The sequence below is a fragment of the Lutibacter flavus genome (assembly GCF_900188355.1).
In the GTDB taxonomy this organism is placed as follows: Bacteria; Bacteroidota; Bacteroidia; order Flavobacteriales; family Flavobacteriaceae; genus Lutibacter; species Lutibacter flavus.
This window is the reverse complement of record NZ_FZNX01000001.1, coordinates 208,445-230,190: the sequence shown is the minus strand read 5'-3', so window position 1 is coordinate 230,190 and position 21,746 is coordinate 208,445. Positions and strand designations below refer to the sequence as shown.

Annotated in this window: 19 protein-coding genes; 8 read left to right on the top strand and 11 right to left on the bottom strand. The window is 29.9% G+C overall.

Translation table 11 applies throughout. The features are described 5' to 3' along the window. From CHB63_RS00955 to CHB63_RS00945, 3 genes are read right to left on the bottom strand one after another with little or no spacing between them, the layout of a single operon-like run. Positions 1–741: a DUF4129 domain-containing protein gene (locus CHB63_RS00955; protein ID WP_089376566.1), complete on the bottom strand. Its 741-nt coding sequence runs from the start codon at positions 739–741 to the stop codon at positions 1–3. Positions 742–753: 12 nt separating this feature from the next. Then, entirely contained in the window at positions 754–1,647 is an 894-nt protein-coding gene (locus tag CHB63_RS00950; RefSeq protein WP_089376565.1) for a glycerophosphoryl diester phosphodiesterase membrane domain-containing protein, read from the bottom strand. Then, complete coding sequence (locus tag CHB63_RS00945) at positions 1,637–2,605, bottom strand: stage II sporulation protein M (RefSeq protein WP_089376564.1); 969 nt, start codon at positions 2,603–2,605, stop codon at positions 1,637–1,639. The genes CHB63_RS00950 and CHB63_RS00945 overlap by 11 nt, the downstream gene beginning before the upstream one ends. Positions 2,606–2,709: 104 nt before the next feature. On the opposite strand from CHB63_RS00945, the gene CHB63_RS00940 reads away from it, so the two are divergent. The 4 genes from CHB63_RS00940 to CHB63_RS00925 are packed head-to-tail and all read left to right on the top strand — an operon-like array spanning position 2,710 to position 5,520. Further along, positions 2,710–3,429 (top strand): RDD family protein, encoded by a 720-nt coding sequence (locus CHB63_RS00940; protein WP_089376563.1) that lies wholly within the window; start codon positions 2,710–2,712, stop codon positions 3,427–3,429. Further along, entirely contained in the window at positions 3,429–4,040 is a 612-nt protein-coding gene (locus CHB63_RS00935) for a trimeric intracellular cation channel family protein (RefSeq protein WP_089376562.1), read from the top strand. The genes CHB63_RS00940 and CHB63_RS00935 overlap by 1 nt, the downstream gene beginning before the upstream one ends. A gap of 1 nt (position 4,041) precedes the next feature. Further along, entirely contained in the window at positions 4,042–4,677 is a 636-nt protein-coding gene (locus CHB63_RS00930) for an NUDIX hydrolase (RefSeq protein ID WP_089376561.1), read from the top strand. Positions 4,678–4,713: 36 nt separating this feature from the next. Further along, complete coding sequence (locus tag CHB63_RS00925; protein ID WP_089376560.1) at positions 4,714–5,520, top strand: lysophospholipid acyltransferase family protein; 807 nt, start codon at positions 4,714–4,716, stop codon at positions 5,518–5,520. Between the two features lie 63 nt (positions 5,521–5,583). Here CHB63_RS00925 and CHB63_RS00920 read toward each other — a convergent pair whose 3' ends face one another. Further along, entirely contained in the window at positions 5,584–6,054 is a 471-nt protein-coding gene (locus CHB63_RS00920; RefSeq protein ID WP_089376559.1) for a Dps family protein, read from the bottom strand. A gap of 124 nt (positions 6,055–6,178) precedes the next feature. Between CHB63_RS00920 and CHB63_RS00915 the strand changes: the two genes are divergently transcribed. Beyond that, positions 6,179–7,126, top strand: coding sequence for a hydrogen peroxide-inducible genes activator (locus CHB63_RS00915; protein WP_089376558.1), 948 nt, complete (start codon positions 6,179–6,181; stop codon positions 7,124–7,126). Here the strand turns inward: CHB63_RS00915 and CHB63_RS00910 are convergent. Next, entirely contained in the window at positions 7,123–7,335 is a 213-nt protein-coding gene (locus tag CHB63_RS00910; RefSeq protein WP_089376557.1) for a hypothetical protein, read from the bottom strand. The genes CHB63_RS00915 and CHB63_RS00910 overlap by 4 nt on opposite strands. A gap of 119 nt (positions 7,336–7,454) precedes the next feature. Further along, positions 7,455–7,721: a hypothetical protein gene (locus tag CHB63_RS00905; RefSeq protein ID WP_089376556.1), complete on the bottom strand. Its 267-nt coding sequence runs from the start codon at positions 7,719–7,721 to the stop codon at positions 7,455–7,457. Positions 7,722–8,200: 479 nt separating this feature from the next. Here CHB63_RS00905 and CHB63_RS00900 point away from each other — a divergent pair, with 479 nt between their 5' ends. Further along, complete coding sequence (locus tag CHB63_RS00900; RefSeq protein ID WP_089376555.1) at positions 8,201–8,566, top strand: hypothetical protein; 366 nt, start codon at positions 8,201–8,203, stop codon at positions 8,564–8,566. A gap of 91 nt (positions 8,567–8,657) precedes the next feature. Here the strand turns inward: CHB63_RS00900 and CHB63_RS00895 are convergent, their stop codons facing one another. The 5 genes from CHB63_RS00895 to CHB63_RS00875 form a co-directional block, all read right to left on the bottom strand. After that, positions 8,658–9,863 carry a glycoside hydrolase family 27 protein gene (locus tag CHB63_RS00895; protein ID WP_089376554.1) on the bottom strand — a complete coding sequence of 402 codons (1,206 nt, stop codon included), beginning with the start codon at positions 9,861–9,863 and terminating at the stop codon, positions 8,658–8,660. Positions 9,864–9,962: 99 nt separating this feature from the next. Beyond that, the gene (locus CHB63_RS00890; protein ID WP_176420173.1) at positions 9,963–12,407 is read right to left on the bottom strand and encodes a glycan-binding surface protein; all 2,445 of its coding nucleotides are present in this window, start codon (positions 12,405–12,407) and stop codon (positions 9,963–9,965) included. Between the two features lie 22 nt (positions 12,408–12,429). Next, complete coding sequence (locus CHB63_RS00885; RefSeq protein ID WP_141107233.1) at positions 12,430–13,527, bottom strand: hypothetical protein; 1,098 nt, start codon at positions 13,525–13,527, stop codon at positions 12,430–12,432. A 10-nt stretch (positions 13,528–13,537) separates the two neighbouring features. Next, a complete protein-coding gene (locus tag CHB63_RS00880; RefSeq protein WP_176420171.1) occupies positions 13,538–15,133 on the bottom strand; it encodes a RagB/SusD family nutrient uptake outer membrane protein in 1,596 nt (531 codons plus the stop codon). Between the two features lie 22 nt (positions 15,134–15,155). After that, positions 15,156–18,320, bottom strand: coding sequence for a SusC/RagA family TonB-linked outer membrane protein (locus CHB63_RS00875; protein ID WP_089376550.1), 3,165 nt, complete (start codon positions 18,318–18,320; stop codon positions 15,156–15,158). A gap of 430 nt (positions 18,321–18,750) precedes the next feature. Here CHB63_RS00875 and CHB63_RS00870 point away from each other — a divergent pair, with 430 nt between their 5' ends. Continuing rightward, complete coding sequence (locus tag CHB63_RS00870; RefSeq protein WP_089376549.1) at positions 18,751–19,893, top strand: glycoside hydrolase family 26 protein; 1,143 nt, start codon at positions 18,751–18,753, stop codon at positions 19,891–19,893. A 7-nt stretch (positions 19,894–19,900) separates the two neighbouring features. Then, on the top strand, positions 19,901–21,739 hold the full coding sequence (locus tag CHB63_RS00865) for a sodium:solute symporter family protein (protein ID WP_089376548.1): 1,839 nt from the start codon (positions 19,901–19,903) through the stop codon (positions 21,737–21,739). Positions 21,740–21,746: the final 7 nt, after the last annotated feature.

Below are 21,746 nucleotides of genomic sequence, written 5' to 3'. Positions count from 1 at the left end.
CTATTTATTATTTATTAACTTATTAGTTTGTTCAAAATCACCTTCTACTCTTGCAAATTCTATTTCATTAATTTCAAAATTACCATACCAAACAAATTCATATAATCTGGTAAGGTTTTCAAAAGAAGTTTTTATATTTTCTTTTGAAATCTCTTTAATATAATCTTCGTTTGTTTTTTGTTGTTCCCAAACAATCAACTCTTTACTCTCTAACTGTTTTAGAATATTCAAATAATAATACCTTACAGCCAATCGATAATTCTTTTGAGCAATGGCTTGTTCTATTAACTTTAAAAGGTCTTTATTTTTAATGAGTGCTTCTTCATCTGTAATTGATACAATTGCTTTGTTTGATCCATTTGAAACAATAGCATTTAACTTTACTTTTAAAAATATTTTTATTAAAAGAAACACTAAAATACCAACAATTAAATATGGTAAAGTCTTAAGAATAGTTCCAAAAATACCTTTGGCATATTTAACTCCAAAAATCCATTCTAAAAAACGTAAAAACTGTCTTCCTAACCAATTAAACAACCGTTCAAGAAAAGTAGGGTCTTTTTTTACCTTATCAACAGTATATATAAAATCCTTGTCGGATTTATACTTGTCTAAATTATTTTTATCAAACTTTTTTGGAACAATAATACTTTTATCACTTTTTACAGTTGTGCTATCTTTTTGGGAAAATGCCCCAAAAGATATTATAAAAAAGAGAAAAAACAGTATTGCTTTATTCATTTGCTATTCTTGTTAATTGGTTTCACCTAAACTATCAATTTTTTCAAATGTACCAGTGAAATTTTTCTGTTCATTTAAATCAAAATATATAAAAGCTGAAGCTATTAGCGTAATTGAGTAAAATAAGAATTTACCAAAATAAGCGATAAATGTAAGTGCCATATAAATTGGGTCATCAAAAAGTCCAATAATAGCTGTTGGATCTTCAATATTCATAAAAAGTCCTGTTGAAATAAGTTGATAAATCATTTGAGGAATTGTAAATGCAATTCCAAGAATACCTACAAGTAAACTTAAAACTATTACTACTCCAAATGTATTCCACCACTCTCCTTTAATCAATTTAAAACAATGGGAAATTGTATCACCTACACTTTTATTTTCAAAAACCATTATTGGAAACCCTAAAAATAATACAATTATAATATAAATTGAAGGCAAGAAACAAAGTACATAGCCTACCAATGTTAATAATATCGATAAAATTCCTAAGCCTATAAATTTCCAAATATTTTTATAGGTATTTTGTTTTACTTCTTCAAAATTGGCAACACCATTATTATTAATGTAAGATTTTACATAGTATAAAGAAACTTCAGCTAATAATGTATACACTAGCGCCCAAACTATCATCATAACAAAAGCCCAACCAAAAATCCCTGAAAATCCTTTTAAAAATAATGATGGATCACCTTGATCTAATGTTAATAGCCCTTTTGCTGCACCAGAATAAGATATTACTGCAAACATTAAAAAAGCGGCACCAATTAATAATATTGGACCAATTATTCTAACAATAAAACTAAAATATTCTTTCCAGTTTTCGCGAATAAATTTAAAAGTATCTGAAATTATTGCACCTAAATCTCGCTCTTTTTTAAATTCAATAAAATTATTAGTTTCCATTTAATTCTTGTTGTTTAGTTAATTTTATGGGATAGATTACGTAATAGTAAATAATTGATATAAATGATATTAAAATAATAAATACGGCTAACCAATCTGGCATTTCAGTATGGCGTGTTACAAAACCTTCTAAAAATCCTGCAACTATAAAAAATGGAATGGTACTTACCATAATTTTTAACCCAGCTTTAAAACTTTGTTTAAATGAAGCCAATCTGGAATATGTTTTAGGAAAAAGCAATCCGTTTCCTAGCACCAAACCTGCACAGCCAGCAATTATAATCACTGAAATTTCAATAGTACCGTGTATCCAAATTGTTCTGGAAGATTCCCAAAGTAAATCTTTATCATAAAAAAAGTATAAAAAAGAACCTAGCATAATGCCATTTTGCATCATTACATATAAAGTCCCTACTGAAAATAACATTCCTAAAACAAATGCCATCATAGCAACTTTAATGTTATTTAAAGTAATTTGAATAAACATATTACCTTCATCCATTTTTTTATAAACAGCCATTGGATCACCAGTTTCAATATTTTCAAGGGTCATATTTACATAATTATCGCCCAAAATTAATCGAACAAAATCGCCATCATTTGCTGCTGAATAAGCACCAACTATCGCAAAAAACAAAAATGTAGTAAACGCAATTAGCAATTGTTTATGGTATTTTACAAATTCTAAAGGGAATTCAGTTTTAAAGAATTTAAATAACCTGTTCTTACTTTCCTTTTTAGTTTTGTAGATTTTTTGATGTGCTTTTGATGCCAATGAATTTAAGTAATTTGCAGTATTACTAAGTGGGTAAAAAGTTTTTGCATAACTCAAATCATCTGTAATTTCAATATATAAATCGGACAATTTATTTGGAGAAATTTGCTCTTTATTATCAAGAACATTTTCAAATAAAAGCCATTTAATTTTATTTCTTTTTACAAATGATGCTTCACGCATTTTTTATATTTTTGCTTCCTCAATATAGCAATTATTTATATTGACATTTTAAGTAACGAATGTAAAAAATCAATTGGTCTCATCCAAAAGATTAAAGATTAATAATGGATAATTTTCAGATAGAAACAGCACAAAATATCACCATTCAACAAAATGTTGCATCACTAAGCACAAGAATTGGAGCATTTTTAATTGATATGCTAATTATTGGTGCATTTTATTTATTGATTTTTCTAGTTTTAAATGCTTTGGGTTACATGCCTACAGAAAACGTTTATGTTTTTTATACGATACTTAGTTTGCCCATATTTTTCTATAATTTAATTTTTGAAACTTTTATGAATGGTCAAACACCAGGAAAATATTTTAACAAAATAAGAGTCGTAAAAATTGATGGTTCCAAACCTAATTTTGGAAGTTATTTAATTAGATGGGTTTTACGATTAATAGATATAACTATTGCATCAGGGTCAATTGCCTTACTAACTATTTTATTAAATGGAAAAGGTCAAAGATTAGGTGATATTGCTGCCGGAACAACCGTAATATCTGAAAGAAAAAAATTTTCAATAAAAAGTACGTTAATTGTTGATATCCCTGAAGAATACAAGCCTACATTTCCTCAAGTTACTATGCTTAATGATAAAGATGTTCAAACTATTAAAGAGTTGTATTTAAAAGCTAAAAGAAAAGGAAATCACAATACAATTGTAAAACTTCATCAAAAAATTATTGAAATTACCGGCATTAATTCTGATATGAAACCCATTGATTTAATTGATATTGTTATAAAAGACTATAACTATTTCACACAACAAATGTAATGACACTATTTCACATTTTAGATATTTTAGGAGTAATCTCCTTTGCAATTTCAGGCTCGCTAGTTGCTATGCGAATAAGATTAGATCCATTCGGAGTTTTTATTATTGCCTTTGCAACTTCTGTTGGTGGTGGTACTCTTAGAGATGTTCTAATTGGAGCACAACCTGTTTTTTGGATGAAAAACACGGAAGTAATTTACCTAATTATTGGATCTTACCTATTTGCAATTTTATTTAGAAAAAAATTAAAGTATTTAAATAAATCTTTATTTTTATTCGACACAATTGGACTTGCTTTGTATACCATTATGGGAACAGAAATTGGGTTAAACGCAAATTTTCATCCCCTAATTATTATTTCCATAGCAACAATGTCTGCATCTTTTGGTGGTGTAATTAGAGATATTTTATGTAATGAAATTCCTGTGATTTTTAGAAAGGAAATCTATGCAACAGCTTGTGTTTTTGGTTCAATTACTTTTTTAGTTTTACATAATTTAAATGTTCATGAACCAATTGTTTATGTTTCAACATTTTTTGTTGTAATTGCAATAAGACTAGTTGCAGTAAGGTTTCATTTATCTTTGCCAACCTTTTATACTAAAAAATAAAATGGAATTTTCTTATTTTAAAAAGCAGATTACAAAACTATCTAATTTTGAAATTGGAGGATTAGAGGCTCAATTTAAATTAGCCCCGAAAATTAGAAAACAATATTCAGAAGATATTATTAACTCAAAAAGCCCTAAAAAAGCTGCAGTTTTGGTAATTTTTTATCCAGATTCTAATGGTAAATTAAATTTTTTATTAACCCATAGAGCAAGTTATAATGGAACACATTCGGCTCAAATAAGTTTTCCAGGCGGAAAGTTTGATGTAAAAGATAAATCTTTAAAATACACAGCTTTACGAGAAGCAAATGAAGAAGTTGGTATTAAAACAAATGACGTTTCAATTTTTAAACAAATGACAGATGTTTATATCCCTCCAAGTAATTTTATTGTTACTCCATTTTTAAGCTATCTAGAATATACTCCTCAATTTATAAAAAACTATGAAGTTGAAGTTTTAATTGAAGTAACAATATCCGATTTTTTAAATGATAATGCTGTAACTTCTACAACGCTATCAACATCTTACGCTAATAAAATTGAGGTACCTTGCTTTATATTAAACAATTATATTGTTTGGGGAGCAACCGCTATGATGTTAAGTGAGATTAAAGAACTCATAAATAAGATTAAGTAATTTTTCACTAAATTTGCCATAACCAAAACCAACTAAATGCCAATTTTTAAGAGGAATCCGTTTGGACATATTTTATTTTTGAAAAGATGGCTTATTCGCTTTTTTGGAATTGTTTCTCACGGAAGATATCGAAGGTTTAACAGTCTCCAAATTGAAGGATCTGAAATTATTAGAAACCTTCCTGAAACCAATGTCCTTTTTGTATCTAACCATCAAACTTATTTTGCCGATGTTGCTGCAATGTTTCATGTTTTTAATGCTGCATTAAAAGGCAGAGATGATTCTATAAAGAATATCGGTTACATTTGGAAACCAAAATTAAACATCTATTATATTGCTGCTTCAGAAACTATGAAGGCTGGCTTACTACCAAAAATATTTGCTTATGCTGGTTCTGTTTCTGTTGAGCGAACATGGCGAAGCGAAGGCAAAGATATTAAGCGCCAAGTAAAAATGTCGGATATAAGTAATATAAAAAAGGCGTTAAATGATGGTTGGGTTATAACGTTTCCACAAGGTACAACTACTCCATTTAAACCAATAAGACGCGGTACAGCTCACATTATTAAAACCTACAAACCAATTGTAGTTCCAATTGTTATTGATGGTTTTAGAAGAGCTTACGATAAGAAAGGATTGTTAATTAAAAAACGAAATGTTTTGCAATCAATGGTGATAAAGGAACCGTTAGAAATTGATTATGAAAACGAAACATTTAAAGAAATTATTGAAAAAATTCAATTTGCAATTGAGCAACATCCTTCTCTTTTAAAAGTTATTACGCCAGAAGAATATAAACAACAGGAAGACGAATTAAATAAAAAACGTAAATTCTGGAGTTAATTAAAAAAAAGGCTGTCTGAAAAGTTTTGAAAACTTTTCAGACAGCCTTTTTTTTTTAGAATTCTAATTTAACCAAGAACTTAACATCCAAATTGTTTTTTCTTGTTCTGCAATAAAATCACTCATCATAGAATTTGTTCCTTCATCATTAGCTTCATCAGATTCATCTAAAATAGTTCTTTCAATTTTTAATAATTCTGATAAAGATTTTACAACTAAACTTACCGCTTCTACATCATTTGTAATGTCTTTACCAACTGGCACCTTTGCATTTTCACTATAGTCTGCAAAAGTATGTAATGGTTTACCTCCCAAAGTTAAAATACGTTCAGCAATTGAATCTATTTTCTCTTGAGAATCTGTATAAAACTCTTCAAACTTTACATGCAGTTCAAAAAAAGATTTACCTTTAATATTCCAATGTAATCCTCTCAAACTTTGATAATAAACTTGGAAATTTGATAATAATCCATTTAAACTTATTGTTAATTTTTCTGTTTTTTGCTCATCTAAACCAATAATAGTTGTTTTCATTTTATAATATTTAAAATTTGTAATTCTTGTTTTTTATTTCATATCAAATTTACCCAAAATTAAACTCTCTTAATCATAAATATTATCGATAGTTTCAATATCTTTATCGTAAATATTTATAGTTATGACAATAACCCAATTGAAATATGTATTGGCCGTTGCTGAGTATCAAAATTTCACGATTGCATCTGAACATTGCTTTGTTACACAGCCTACATTAAGTATGCAAATTCAAAAACTTGAAGATGAGTTAGAAACAAAAATTTTTAATAGAAATAAAAAACCAATTCAACTTACTCAAATTGGTAAAAAGATAATTGATCAAGCAAAAATAATAGTTGATGAAAGTAATAGAATTAGCGACATTGTAGATCAACAAAAAGGATTTATTGGCGGTGATTTTAAATTAGGTATTATTCCTACAATTATGCCAACTTTATTACCAATGTTTTTAAAATCTTTTATTAAAAAGTATCCGAAAATAAATTTAAAAATTGAAGAGCTTACAACAGAAGAAATTATTAATAAACTAAGTGAAGGTCATATAGATGTGGCAATTGCCGCAACACCACTTGAAAATGAAAACATAAAAGAACGCGTTCTTTATTACGAACCTTTTGTAGGATTTGTACCTAGTGAACATCGATTATTCAATAAAACAACTATTGATATTAACGATCTAAATATTGAAGATATTTTATTATTAGAAGATGGACATTGTTTTAAAGAAAACGTAATAAATTTATGTAGTACTTTTGGAAATAAGAATCAACATTTTCAACTACATAGTGGTAGTTTTGACACGCTTATTAAGCTATCTAAAGAGGGTTTAGGAATGACGTTGCTACCTTATCTTCAAACGTTGGATTTAAATGATAAAGACAAGATTTTTTTAAGAGAATTTAAAGAACCTGCACCTGCAAGAGAAGTAAGTGTAATTTACCACAAATCTCATTTAAAAATTCATTTAATAGAAGCTTTAAAAAATACTATAGATGGTTTGGTTAGAGGCGTAATTGCCTTTAATAATGTAAAAATAATAAGCCCTTTACAACAAAAAAAAGGAGCCTAAAGGCTCCTTTTGTTAGTTTCTACCAATGACAGGCATTTATGAAGGTCTGGTTTATTTAAAGTAAACTCTCTTAACCAAAAGTATAACTCTTTAACCTCATAAGGTAATAGCCTATTAACAGCTTTTTCTAATTCTTTTTTAAACAATTCTAAATTAAAGCTAACTTTTTCGAGTACTGTTTTTGTATACTCAAACATTGCTCTTGCCATAAATTAAAAATTTTTAGTTGGTAAAATTAAGAACGTAATTTTATATATTATTATTATACTAATTTACAAAAAATTATATATAATTAAACAAAAAAAAATAATTTTTTAAAAAAAATTCTTTATAATTTGTTTACTTTTTCAATAAATTTTAAAGCCGTTGACTCTAATTCTGCATTTAGAGCTTTAAAATGAGCTTTCTTATTTTCAATATTTTTTGCGTTTACTTTTTCAACTAAAGAATCAAATGCTTCAATTACCTCATCTATTATTGCTTCAGATGCTTTTTTATCACTTTTTGGGTTTAACATTTCCCAAGTGTAGCATTCTTCAATAATATCACCTAAAACGTAATTAATATCTTTTTTTAAATTTTTTATACTTGCCATAACTTATGTATTTATATGTTGGTGCAAATTTACATGAAAACCTTTATTAACATTAAATTAATAGCTAATTTATTTGATATTTAAATTTTTTTTTTAATTTTGATTATAATTATGAAAGTTATTACAACAATATATTTTATTTTATCCTCTATTCTGATGGAAGCCAAGTCGATTTTTAATTCGATTTGTAATATCTATGTTATGCGTAATTTTAAGCAACAACATATATTCGTTTCAAAAAGCACTTTCAATATAAATTGAAAATAAATTTCAATAAATAAATTTTTAAAAGGTGCTTTTTACAAAAAGCACCTTTTTTTTTTATCAATAATTAATAAATAAAACAAACTATTATGAAAAATTCCAAGATTTTACGACAGGTCAATCTAATTATTAATATGCTTTGTAAGTACATCATTTCAAATAACAAAACACCAATTCCCATACCAATTAGAATTAATACTTAAATAAAATAGATTATGAAAACTTTAGAAAATTCAATTACAAGTCCTACAAAAAATTTCACAGTTACAGCAAACGATACAAATAAAAGCAATGCCTTACTTTCAAATATTTTATATAATGAAATGGAACATTTTTCAAAAGATGTTATAAATAAGCAAACTCATATTGCTTACCCAATTCCTCAATTGTATAAATTACAAATTCTAAAAAATGCCCATTTAGGAGATCGTTTATTATTAAAATCGCAAATCAAAAAATTAAGTCAATCTGAATTACAGCTAATGGTTGTTGTTGAAGTTGAAAATAATCCCAATGAAAATATTATTTGTAAGGCTGTGTTTAGATTTCCGCTAAAGGATCATATTTCAGAAGCTTGTTAACAAAAAAATAATTGTTTAACAACTTATTACCTATAACCAGTAAAAGCCTCTAATCAGAGGCTTTTACTGGTTATTTTATTAAAAATTAATCTTATTTTTTCTCTAGTTTTACCATTAAAACATCATGGGATTGAATCTCAGCCATTAAATTTTTTGAAGTATCTCCTAAATTTTTATGGTTAAATAAATCTCTAATTTTAAATTTTTGTTGTTTAGCTTCCATTCTTTTGCCATTCACATCATCTCCAATATCATGTTTCTCCCAATCAAAATTTAAACTTAATGGTTTATCACTCATATTAACAAATGTAATTGCCCAAGCATCATTTTCAAGAGGTTTTATCCAAATTTCAAAATCACCTTCATTTGAAAAACGAAATCCCTGAATTCCTAACTTATCTTGATTTACAGCAATAACCTCTTTATTTGCAAGTGTCTTAATAGTTTCTTTAGAAGCAACTCTTAAATCGTTCCCCATTATTAAAGGTGATGTTAACATTGTCCACATTGCAAAATGCGTTCTATCTTCTGCATCTGCCATTCCATTACCAACTTCCATCATATCAAAGTCATTCCAATGCCCTGGCCCAGCAACTTTACGAATATCTTTTCTCATATTAATAATTTTCCAAACTCCCCAGGAAGACCAAGATCCGTGACCGACTTCACAATCCCAACAATTAATAATATCTCCTGTTACTCTCCAAGCATGACCAACATCTTTAGCCCATTTCCAAGGCTCGTTATCACCCCATTCACATATGCTAAATACAACTGGCCTTCCAGCTGCTTTTAAAGCATCTCTCATTGTTATATAAGCGCCTTCAGCATTTAATTTATCTGTATTACACCAATCATATTTTAAATAATCTACATCCCAAGAAGCATAAGATCTCGCATCTTGATATTCAAAACCACGACTACCTGGATAACCAGCACAAGTTTTTGAACCAGCGCAGTTATACAATCCAAACTTTAATCCTTTAGAATGAATATAGTCAGCAAGGGCTTTCATTCCGCTAGGAAATTTTATTGGATCTGCAATTAAATTTCCATGAGTATCACGCTCTTTTGCCATCCATCCATCATCTAAAACGATATATTCATAACCGGCTTCTTTTAAACCTAATTCTACAAATTTATCTGCAATATCTTTTACAAGTTGTTCATTTATATCAGTTGCAAAAGTATTCCAACTGTTCCATCCTAAAGGTGGTGTTTCTGCTAAACCTTCAAATTTTTGTGAAAAAGTATTTATTGAAGTAAATACTAAAATTAAGATTACTATTTTTTTCATTTTTTTCAAATTTAATAAAACCCTGTAAAACATTTTATTTTACAGGGTATAAATTTATTAATTTATTAACTTAAATCATTCGTAAATAATGTAAGACTTTTATAATTTTTCAAATCTAATATTGTCTAAAGAAAAGTTCAACATAGAAGTTCCATCACTATAAGCTGCACCAAACTCACCATCTACCTGACTAAAATCTGACACGCCTAATGTAGATGCAGGAATTGTAATAGTTTGCCAACCTTTACCACCTTCTAATTCTGTTGGATCATAACTATAAAACACATCACCTATAGAACCTTGAAATCTAAATTTAATTACACCATCTGCAAAAGCTTCAATAACATTTATATCGAACTTAAAAGCATAATTATTAATATCTGTACCAATAGCTGCTGGTGTAAAGTTATCTCCTCCATTTCTAAAGAATAAACCATTCCAACCGCCACCTTGTACTCCTGTAGCATTAAAAAATGGTGTTCCATCTGCGCTATTTGCAGCATCCGTTACTGGGTTTCCAGGAACATCTCCCCACCATGAATCGAAACCAGCTCCGTTAAAATCAAAATATACATATGCATCATCAGCAACTGGTTCTATTCCTCCTCCTGCTTCTTCAAAACGCACATTATCTAGTGAGAAGTTTAACATTGAATCACCACTATAAGCAGCTCCAAATTCGCCATCTACTAAACTAAAATCAGATACACCTAATAAATTTGCTGGTAAAACAACTGTAACCCAACCAGATTCTTCTATTTGAGAAAGATCATAGTCATAAAATACATCTCCTATAGAACCTTGGAATCTAAATTTAATAACTCCAGTTGTTGGAGCTTTCATATTAATATCAAACTTAAATTCATAAGCTTCTAGGTTAGTTCCAATAGCTGCTGGCGTAAAGTTATTTCCACCATTTCTAAAGAATAATCCATTCCATCCTCCACCTTGTACTCCAGTAGCATCAAAAAACGGTGTTCCATCAGCACTTGCTGCAGCATCAGAAACCGGGTTTCCAGCTACATCTCCCCACCAAGAATCAAATCCATTTCCATTAAAATCAAAATAGACAAAAGCATTATCTGCTACAGGTTGTAAACCACCTGCACCGGCAATACCTAAACTTTGTGCTAAGTCACTTGGAATTAATATTTTATTTATTTGATGAATAACACCATTTGAAGCCCCAATATTTAAATTCTCTATTGTTGCTTTAGCTCCTTCTGAAAAAGATGGAATTAATTTAGGATTATCTCCACTTAAATCAATAGCTATATCATCACCTAAAAGAGTCGTTATAGTTCCTCCATCGGTTAAATTACTTGACAATAATTTTCCAGCATATAAATGATATTCTAATAAGCCTTTTAACACTGCTATATCTTCTTCTGTAACAAAATCATCTAAACTTCCATAATTTTCTATGCCAATAAAAAATATTGTGAAAGCATCATTTGTAGGTATAAACCCAGTAAGTTCATTATTTTTAAAATCTTCGGTCATACCTGCTTTATCAATCGCCGCCAAGAAAGTTGTATAACCTTTATCTGCACATCTATCTGCCATATTTAGAGTTGCACTTAAAACTGATTGGAATACTTCTTCTGACAATAAAACTTTATCAATTCCATGAACAATTCCATTAACACCTTGTATATCTGTTAAAACAATGTTAGCATTTGAATAAGTTGCATCATCAATAACAGTTCCAGCTACCGAAATAGATCCTCCCTGCATAGTCACTGGAGATTTTCCATCAACCGCAGATGCTTCAAAATTAACTCCTGAAACAACATGAGATTGAATAACATCTTTTAAAATATCCACAGGAATATCTCCTAAAGATGACCAACCAAAAGCACCATTAACTTCTGTTAAAAAACTAGAAAATGCTGTATTGTTTGGAGCAAATACTGTAAAAGGTCCTGCTCCATTTAGTGTTTCAGATAAATCTGCTGCCGCAATTGCATCAGCAAACATTGTATACTCTGAATTTGCTCTTGCATGCGCAACTACAGTTGGTGGTAATAATAATGCATCTACAGTATGTAAAATTCCATTTGTAGCTCCTTTATCATAAGCACCACTAACTAATGATGCAACACCATTAAAAATTATGCTACCACTATTATTTGTGTAAAAACTAAGATTGTTTCCTCCTGGACCAGTCGCCATAGATTGTAAATAACCGGTTGCCATTTTAGAAGTAAAATCAGCTGTACCTGTTTCTATCAAATGATTTAATAAAATGTTTGATAGCGCTGCTGAATCCATTGCTGCAAAATCAACACCACTAAAGGCATTGTTATTAGGTGCAAACAACGTATATGTTGTTTGCGTACCTAATGTTTCGTCTAAACCAACTTGAGATAAAGCATTTAATAAAGATGATAAATCAGGTGTTTCTGATAAAATCTCTGTTAAATTTCTAGGCTCTTCTCCTAAAAGAGGATATTTTACTTCATCTTCATCACAAGAGGTTATAAATGTTAACGCTATAAAAGCGAACACATATCGATATAATATTTTTGATATTTTAACCATAATCATTTTTTAAAGTTTTTAACTATTGAATAAATCCGAATTGATCTAAATAATATAAATATGGTCCACTATCACCATCTTCAGCTGCCATTTGAAAGTCAATTCTTGTAATTTTTTCAGGAGCGGTTCCTGCAGGATAAAATCCTGACATAGGAAGTACGAATTTTGTCCATTGGTTTGGTACCAAAGTAATATAGAATTCCGCATTTGAAAAGTCATTCCAAGCTACTTTCAATCTCTTTGTTGAAGAATTAGCAGAATATATTTGAAATGAAACCGTACGGTAATCTGACCATATTAAATCTTCTGATTCATCACCGGGTGTAAATGTTAACCCTCCCCAGTTTGCGGTTGCAAATCTTTCAATTGAAGTTGAACCTAAGGCTATCGAAGATGACAAGGCATTGTCACCATCCCATCCGCCCATTTCCCAACCTGGACTAAATTCATCTGTGAATAAAGGGTAATTAAATCCATATGAAGCGGATTGTATAACAGCACCTCTAGATGTAAAAACATAAATAAATGCTTGTACAACTCCAGCAGGAACTTCTACAGCAACCTGAGATTGAGAAACTGACATAATCGTAGCTTCTCTTTCAACTAAATCTCCTGTTTCTTCAGTCCCACTTACAAATAAAACTCTGTTTACATCTGTAAAATCACCACCATGAAGAATTACAGCGCTTTTTCCATCAATTATTTCTTCTGTAAACTCTTCTAATGCTAACAAAGAAAAATCATAATTAGCAACCCCATTTAAAGTTTCTAATCTTAATGTATTACTATCACTAATATATGGAGCTCCTTCTGGAATTTTAGAAATTATGAAATTTTCAGAAACATACACAGGGTTAAATCCTGCTTCAAATCCATTATATTGAATTGATGTTACTGAACCTAAATTTTCTCCTCTTATATAATAGATATTCTCTACAACACCTTGTTGAACAGGCGCATCTTCTCTTGCTTCACTAACGCTCTTAATTACAGGTGGGTCAGTGCTCAGACTAATTTTATCTACAGCAAACTCATTTTCACAAGATGTGTAAAAAAGTCCTAATGAAATTACCATAATCAATAAAAATGGAAATTTCGTTAATTTATTTTTTATTTTCATGACTTTCATTTTAGTTATATTTTGTAAAATCAAAAGCAACCGGAGCTGCTAATAATGCCGGATTATTAATTGTTTCACTTGTTGGATAAGGGAACAATAATTTATCTGGAGTTGGCGTATACTGTAATGTATTTACAGTTCTTGGGTCAGTATCTGTATTCCAAGTTCCTCTTTCTCTTTCAGCTAAATAACTAATGGCATCTTGAGTTTCCAGCCTTGCAACATCAAACCAAAATTCCATTTCAAATGCTAACTCGATACGTCTTTCTTGAAAAACATCTTCAAAAGTTGGGTCTGAAACAAGAGAACCTAAACCAGCTCTATTTCTTACTTTATCAATAGATCTTTTAGCTTCGGATAAAGTTCCACCTCCACCTTTAACTATGGCTTCAGCATGTATTAATAACAACTCCGCATATCTTAAAATATATGTATTATTAGGATAACTTTGTTGTGCTCCACCACCTAAATTAGCAGGGTTACCAACAACATACTTTTTAATACCAACTCCTGTATCCTGAAAGTTAATATTATCGGATGCTGTATATCCACCATTTAAATCCGGGTAAAAAGAACCTGGATCCATAATAGTAGCGTAATAACGCTCATCTAATACTTTATCTTCATACGCATCTTGTAAATCTAATGATGGACCTATTGCAGACCAACCATCAGAAAAACCTGTAATACCAGAAGCACCGTATAATGATTGTACTGCATTACCTTCTGCATATTCACCTGAAGTACCCCATTGAAGTGAGAAAATAGTTTCTGGATTGTTATCATTTTCTGTTAAAAACAAATCATAATAACTACCAGGATATCCATCTTCTTCAGTTCCACCTAATAATTTAAACTCTCCAGATGAAATTACCTCATTTGATAAGGTATAAGCCATTTGGTAGTTCTCTTCATAAAGATAAACTTTAGATAACATTGCTTTTGCGGAACCACTAGATACTTTTGCATTTGCATCAAAATTTCCACCTCTAATTTTAGAATAACAATTAGTAGCAGCAAACTCCAAATCTTTTTTAATAAGTGTATAAATATCATCAACTGTGTTTTTTGGAATCTCAGCCTGATCAACATATTCAACATTATCTAAAATAATTGGAACTGCACCAAATATTCTTACTAAATAAAAATATGCTGTAGCTCTAATAAATTTTGCTTCTCCTACTACATTATTTACCAAATCTTGAGGAACGTCCTCTCCGGCAGCATCAGGAATTAAATTAATTATTGCATTTGATTGAGCAACAACTGCATATAAAGATGTCCAAGCCTGCCCAAGTGTATTATGATTACCTGTTATTGCAAATGTCATAAAATCTTGATTTCTTGGATCATATGTTCTTCCGTTTCCAGAACTTAACTCTCCAATACACCATGAAACGTTTGATACATAATCAAACCAAGGCTTTGAATAAAGAGCATTTGTTGCTGTATTTACTTGGTCTACAGTTTTATAGAAATCTGCGACATTGTAAGAATCTTCTGGTGGTCTATCTAAAAAATCATCACCACATGCTCCAAAGGTTAACAAAACCACGGTAGCTAAGAGAAATTTAATTTTCATTATATTTTTTATTATATTTTTCATTATATATTTCTTTTTAAAGTGATTAAAATTCAACATCAATACCTAAAGTAAAAGTTCTTGGCGTTGGATAACGACCGTTATCAACTCCCATTAATAAAGCATTTTGATTTAGAGAACCTACTTCTGGATCATATCCTGAATAGCTTGTAAATGTGTGTAAGTTCTGAATACTTCCATAAATTTTTAATTTACTCATTCCAGCTTTTTTAGCTATATCGGAAGGTAATGAATAACCTAATCTAACATTTTGAATTCTTAAATAAGAACCATCTTCAATATATCTGTCAGATATGTTAATATTTGGAGTAGAATTACTTGTAAATCTTGGAGCGGTTCCATTTGGATTAGCAACTGACCAGTAATCTAACACCGATGAAAGTTGATTTCTATATGTTAAGTTTGTTGCTGTAAGAGTTCTACCAATGGCATTAAACACATCGTTACCATAAGAACCTTGTATAAACATTGCAAAATCAAAATCTTTATATCTAAATGTATTTTGAAAACCAAAAGTAAGATCCGGATGTGGATTTCCAATTACAGTTCTATCATTCTCATCAATCATATTGTCTCCATTTACATCTCTAAATTTAACATCACCTAACCATGTTCTACTTATTACACTATTATCACCAATAGCCTGTCCAAATTGAATAGGTGCAGTTTCTAGATCACTCATTGTTCTAAAAATACCTTCAACCTGGTAACCATAGAACATTCCAATTGGATCACCAACTCTAGTTCTAGTTAAAACCTGGTTGGTATCATCTAAACTAGTTGATCCATTAATTGTATAATCACCTACCAATTCATTTACTGTATTTTTATAATGTGAAAGTGTTAACGTTGAATTCCAAGAAAAATCACCATTACTTATTGTATTATAACTAAGTGTTACATCAATACCTTTATTTTCCATTTCTCCTAAGTTAACCCAAGGAGCGGCAATTGAACCAGGTGTTCCAATCCCTCCTGTTACAAATGAAGTTAATGCTAACTGATATAAGAAATCACTCGAAATTTTTTTATAAAGTTCTACTGTAGTATTTAAACGAGAATCAAAAGCCGAAAAATCAACTCCAAAATTTATTTGTCTTGAAGATTCCCAAGTAAGATCTGGGTTTGCAAAATTTGCTACTTCAAACCCAGTTCCTGTTCCTGTTGAAACCGCATTTAAACGAGAACCATAAGCAAAATTTGGAATATTCTGATTTCCTACCTCTCCATAACCACCATATATTTTAATATTTTGTAAATGCTCAAAATCTTTTAAGAAATCTTCCTTTGATAATTTCCAAGATGCCGATATAGAGGGGAAATACCCCCATTTTTGTCCATCTGCAAATTTTGAAGAACCATCTGCTCTAATTGAGGCGGTTACATTGTACTTATTATCAAAAGAATAAATTGCTCTACTTAAATAAGATACTAAAGCAGTACTTCCTTTATACTCATCATTTGTATCTCCACTTGTGTTTGATAAACCAAGTGTTGGCACATCATTATCTACAAACCCAACAGCATTTGCAACAATACCTCCCCAAGAAGACTCTTGAACTTCATGACCTGCTAAAACTGTTAAATCATGTTTATCATTAAAATTTTTGCTATACGTTAATAAGTTTTTAATAACCCAAAAATCGTTATTTTCTCTTCTTTTATTTAAACCATTTGCATCCACTGAAATATTTCCATAAGAATAGGTCTTTTGAAATCTATCATTTCTGTTATTTCCAAAATCACCACCAAATTCAGCTCTATACGTAAGACCATCAACAACTTTAAATTCTCCAAAAACGTTTGCGAAAATTCTGTCTCTCAATAATTTATTTGAAACACTATTTACAGTTGCTATAGGATTTTGAACTGCTAGAGAAATTTCATTTGGAGTAATTGGCCCCGCATATGATCCATCTGGATTAAAAACTGCTAGTGCTGGGTTATTTTGTAGTGCTAAAGATATTATACCTCTACTATAACCATTCATAATTATTTTCTCATCTGTTCTACTTGCAGTAATATTTGCTCCAACTCTTAATTTATCATTAATTTTTGATTCAATATTTAATCTAACTGAAGAACGATTAAAACCAGATCCAATTACAACACCTTCTTGATCCATATGACTTCCTGAAATGTAGTAATTTGTACCATCGCTACCACCCGAAAATGATAATTGGTGACTTTTCATATAGGCTATGTCAAAAATTTCTTTTTGCCAGTTTGTACCTTTTCCTAAAAGTTCTGGTCTTAGAAATTCAATACTCTCATTTAAACCAAAAATCACACCCATTTCATTTTGCAGTCTTGCATATCCAGGTAAATCCAACACATCCATAATGTTTGTTGGTTGTTGAATACCGAAAAAGGTACTGTACGCTAACTTTCCTTTTTGATTTTTACCTTTTTTAGTTGTAATAATTACAACCCCGTTAGATCCTCTTGAACCATAAATTGCAGTTGCAGAGGCATCTTTTAAAATGTTAACTGATTCAATATCATTTGGGTTAATAGCTGCAAGTGGACTCACTCCATTTTGACCTTCACTATTTCTATCTATTGCAGTTCTACCACTTGTACCTATATTTCTTGAATCTCCAGAAACTGGAATTCCATCAATAACATATAATGGTTCACTTGATCCCTGAATTGAATTTACACCACGAATTTTTACCGAAACTGCGGCTCCAGGTTGCCCTGAATTTAAAGTTACAGAGACACCAGCTGCTCTACCTTGTATTAATTGGTCTATCCCAACCTGTGGAACATTCTCTAAGGCTTTTGTATCAACAGTAGCAACTGACCCACTAATATCCTCTTTTAATTGTGATCCATAACCAATAACAACAACCTCATCTAAACTTTCAAGGTTTTCTTTTAAGGTTACATTAATAATTGATCTTCCAGAAACTAAAATTTCCTGAGTATCAAAACCAACATAACTAAAAACTAAAGTAGCGTTACTTTGAACTGATATTGTGAAATTACCATCAAAATCTGTAACAACCCCATTGCTTGTTCCTTTTTCAATAATATTAACTCCTGGTAAAGTTAATCCTCCTGAATCTTGAACGACTCCCTTAACTTGGCTTTGCGCCATCATTAATTGACCTACAAAACAAAATAGTACTAATAAGTAGTATTGTTTTGTACCATAATAAATGTTTTTTAAATTAAACTTTTGCATATTTTTGGTATTTGTACTAATTAATTTTTAAAACTTTTAAATTCTTCAAATTATTATTTTCGTAAAAAATGACGTTACTTTTTACTTCTTCTCAAAATTAAATCAAATGTTAAGTTTTAGTTAATATTATTTTGTCATATATCAATAAAATAAATTCAACTAATCCTTTTTAAAAACTTTTAAATGCATAACTCGCCTACTAATTATTAACAAAAACTTCAAGTATTACAAGGGAAAACAGGAGAATAATAACTAGTATAAATTAGTCAATTTTCATAGCCAAAAAATAAAAATGTAATTTTCTTTTAGCGTTTTGATAAAATAATATCATCAAATAGGTTACTATATCGTTAAATTTGAAAATTATAATTTATACATATTATCTTTTTATCTTTATAGCAGATTTTTTCAATATTTCAACTAAACAAAAATGATTAATACATATCATCAAACTAAAGTGACTAAATTTTTAACTACATTAATAATTGTTTCTGCTTTATTTTCATGCAGTCCAATAAAAAAAGAAGAATTAAAGAAACCTATATTAGTTGATAAAACAGCTTCAAAAAATGTAATATCATTACATAAAAAATTAGCAAATATTGCTAAAAAGGGTTTTGCCATTGGACACCAAGATGCAACCTCTTACGGAATTGGTTGGAATTATGAAAATGATACAACTTTAATTAAAAGTGATGTTAATGAAGTTGTTGGAGACTTTCCTGCCGTATATGGTTTTGATATCGGCCATCTAGAATTGGCACATGAATTTAATTTAGATTCTGTTAATTTTAACAGTATGAGAAAATTAATTATAGATGCGCATAAAAAAGGTGGTATTATTACTATTAGCTGGCATTTAGACAATCCAACTTCAGGAAGTGATTCTTGGGATAAAACTCCTGCTGTAAAAGATATTATTAATGGAGGCATTCATAAAGATAAATATGAATTATGGGTTAGCAGAGTTGCAGATTTTTTAAAGACACTTAGATATAATGGTGAAGAAATACCAATAATTTTCAGGCCATATCATGAAATGAATGGCGGATGGTTTTGGTGGGGTGAAGGTAATTGCTCTACTACAGATTACAAACAATTATGGCAAGAAACCGTTGTTTTGTTAAGAGATAAACACAACATACACAATCTATTATATGCATACTCTCCAAACAAATTAAATCCAAATGACGATTATCTAAGATGCTACCCTGGGGATGAATTTGTTGATATTTTAGGAATTGACATTTATGACTTTAAAAACTCTGATACTTATAAAAATTCTGTAATCAACGATTTAAATATTGTAAAAAATATAGCAACTGAAAAAAATAAACTTTTCGCTTTTACAGAAACAGGACTCGAAACAATTCAAACACCAAAATGGTTTACCGAAGTAGTTTACCCAGCAATAGAAAATTCTGGTATTTCTTATATTTTATTTTGGAGGAATGGTCGATTAGATCATCATTATATGCCTTATAAAGGTCATGTGAGCGAAGATGACTTTAAGCAATTTGAATCACTGCCAAAAACACTTTTTTTAAAAGATATTAATTCTAACTTAAACTAACTCATTTATGAAATTATTAAATACCGTTGACATCCTAATAATATTATTGTACTTAGTTACAATAGTTGTAATAGGTCTTGTGCTTAGAAAAAGAGCACAACGAAGTAAAGATGACTATTTATTAGGTGGAAAATCTATTCCTTGGTATATGCTTGGTCTTTCTAATGCATCGGGAATGTTTGATATTTCAGGTACAATTTGGTTAGTTACATTAATGTTTGTTTACGGAATTAAAAGTGCTTGGCTACCTTGGATTTGGCCAGTTTTCAATCAAATATTTTTAATGGTTTATCTTTCTAAATGGCTGAGACGATCTAATGCAACAACTGGTGCTGAATGGATTGGAACACGTTTTGGATTTGGTAAAGGGGCAAAACTATCTCATATTATTGTAGTAGTTTTTGCTCTTGTTGTTTGTTTGGGTTATTTAGCATATGGGTTTATAGGTTTAGGAAAATTTATTGAAATATTTATTCCTTGGGAGGTTGTTAGTAACTATGTTCCTTTTACAGTTACTCCAGAATATGTTCCTCATTTTTATGGTGTAATTTTTACTCTTTTTGCTGTATTTTATTCATTATTAGGTGGTATGTCTGGTATTGTTTGGGCAGATGTTGTTCAATTTGCAATTATGACGGTTGCTGCTTTAGTAATTGGTTATTTAGGGTTCCAAGCAATTGGAGCACACCCTTTAAGTGTTCCTGATGGTTGGCTGAGTCCATTCTTTGGTTTTGAATTAAATATGGATTGGGCACAAATTATCCCAGAAGTAAATGATAAAATAAGGTCTGATGGGTATAGTTTATTTACCTACTTCTTTATAATGATGGTATTTAAAGGAATTCTAGTAAGTATTGCTGGTCCTGCTCCAACATACGATATGCAAAAAATATTATCTACTAAAAATGCAGTTGAAGCTTCAAAAATGAGCGGATTTGTATCTGTAATATTAATGCCAATTAGATATTTAATGATTGCTGGTTTTGCCGCTTTAGCATTAATTTATTATGAAAAATTAGATTTAATGAATTCTGCTGGCAATATTGATTTCGAATTAATTCTACCAACAGCAATAAAAGAATTTGTTCCAGTTGGTTTACTAGGATTGTTATTGGCTGGACTTATTGCTGCATTTATGTCAACTTTTGCAGGAACATTAAATGCTGCTCAAGCTTATTTGGTTAACGATATTTATTTAAAATATGCAAAACCTAACGCTACCACAAATCAAATTAAAAACATGAACTATATAACTGGTGTTGTAGTTGTTGTAGTTAGTATTGTTTTAGGTTTTTTCGCTGAAGATGTAAATTCAGTATTAAACATAATTGTATCTGTATTATACGGTAGTTATGTAGCTGCAAATATCTTAAAATGGCACTGGTGGAGATTTAATGGTGAAGGATTTTTCTGGGGAATGGTTGCCGGACTATTAGCAGCTTATTTTGCTCCAATGTTAATTCATGTAGAAAACGAATTGTACTTATTTCCAGTATTATTAGCAGTATCAATAATTGGAAGTATCATTGGAACTTATTCTGCACCTCCAACTGAAGAAGCTGTATTGAAAGATTTTTATAAAAATGTGAGACCTTGGGGTTTCTGGGGGCCAATTAATGATCTTTGTGTTGCTGAAAACCCATACTTTAAAAAGAATAAAGACTTTAAATTAGATATGTTTAATGTAGCAATTGGTATTGTTGCACAAACTGCTCTGGTTATTATTCCAATGTATATTATTTTTAGACAAAGTACCCCTGTATATATTTCACTTGCTTTATTAGTAGTGTGCTTATTCTTATTGAAAAAATTCTGGTGGAATAAATTAAATGAAAAATTAGATTAAAAAAATA

Excerpts from the sequence above, each read along its gene's own strand:
- CHB63_RS00955 (WP_089376566.1), bottom strand. The coding sequence starts at position 741 with ATGAATAAAGCAATACTGTTTTTTCTCTTTTTTATAATATCTTTTGGG.
- CHB63_RS00950 (WP_089376565.1), bottom strand. The coding sequence starts at position 1,647 with ATGGAAACTAATAATTTTATTGAATTTAAAAAAGAGCGAGATTTAGGT.
- CHB63_RS00945 (WP_089376564.1), bottom strand. The coding sequence starts at position 2,605 with ATGCGTGAAGCATCATTTGTAAAAAGAAATAAAATTAAATGGCTTTTA.
- CHB63_RS00940 (WP_089376563.1), top strand. The coding sequence starts at position 2,710 with ATGGATAATTTTCAGATAGAAACAGCACAAAATATCACCATTCAACAA.
- CHB63_RS00935 (WP_089376562.1), top strand. The coding sequence starts at position 3,429 with ATGACACTATTTCACATTTTAGATATTTTAGGAGTAATCTCCTTTGCA.
- CHB63_RS00930 (WP_089376561.1), top strand. The coding sequence starts at position 4,042 with ATGGAATTTTCTTATTTTAAAAAGCAGATTACAAAACTATCTAATTTT.
- CHB63_RS00925 (WP_089376560.1), top strand. The coding sequence starts at position 4,714 with ATGCCAATTTTTAAGAGGAATCCGTTTGGACATATTTTATTTTTGAAA.
- CHB63_RS00920 (WP_089376559.1), bottom strand. The coding sequence starts at position 6,054 with ATGAAAACAACTATTATTGGTTTAGATGAGCAAAAAACAGAAAAATTA.
- CHB63_RS00915 (WP_089376558.1), top strand. The coding sequence starts at position 6,179 with ATGACAATAACCCAATTGAAATATGTATTGGCCGTTGCTGAGTATCAA.
- CHB63_RS00910 (WP_089376557.1), bottom strand. The coding sequence starts at position 7,335 with ATGGCAAGAGCAATGTTTGAGTATACAAAAACAGTACTCGAAAAAGTT.
- CHB63_RS00905 (WP_089376556.1), bottom strand. The coding sequence starts at position 7,721 with ATGGCAAGTATAAAAAATTTAAAAAAAGATATTAATTACGTTTTAGGT.
- CHB63_RS00900 (WP_089376555.1), top strand. The coding sequence starts at position 8,201 with ATGAAAACTTTAGAAAATTCAATTACAAGTCCTACAAAAAATTTCACA.
- CHB63_RS00895 (WP_089376554.1), bottom strand. The coding sequence starts at position 9,863 with ATGAAAAAAATAGTAATCTTAATTTTAGTATTTACTTCAATAAATACT.
- CHB63_RS00890 (WP_176420173.1), bottom strand. The coding sequence starts at position 12,407 with ATGGTTAAAATATCAAAAATATTATATCGATATGTGTTCGCTTTTATA.
- CHB63_RS00885 (WP_141107233.1), bottom strand. The coding sequence starts at position 13,527 with ATGAAAATAAAAAATAAATTAACGAAATTTCCATTTTTATTGATTATG.
- CHB63_RS00880 (WP_176420171.1), bottom strand. The coding sequence starts at position 15,133 with ATGAAAAATATAATAAAAAATATAATGAAAATTAAATTTCTCTTAGCT.
- CHB63_RS00875 (WP_089376550.1), bottom strand. The coding sequence starts at position 18,320 with ATGCAAAAGTTTAATTTAAAAAACATTTATTATGGTACAAAACAATAC.
- CHB63_RS00870 (WP_089376549.1), top strand. The coding sequence starts at position 18,751 with ATGATTAATACATATCATCAAACTAAAGTGACTAAATTTTTAACTACA.
- CHB63_RS00865 (WP_089376548.1), top strand. The coding sequence starts at position 19,901 with ATGAAATTATTAAATACCGTTGACATCCTAATAATATTATTGTACTTA.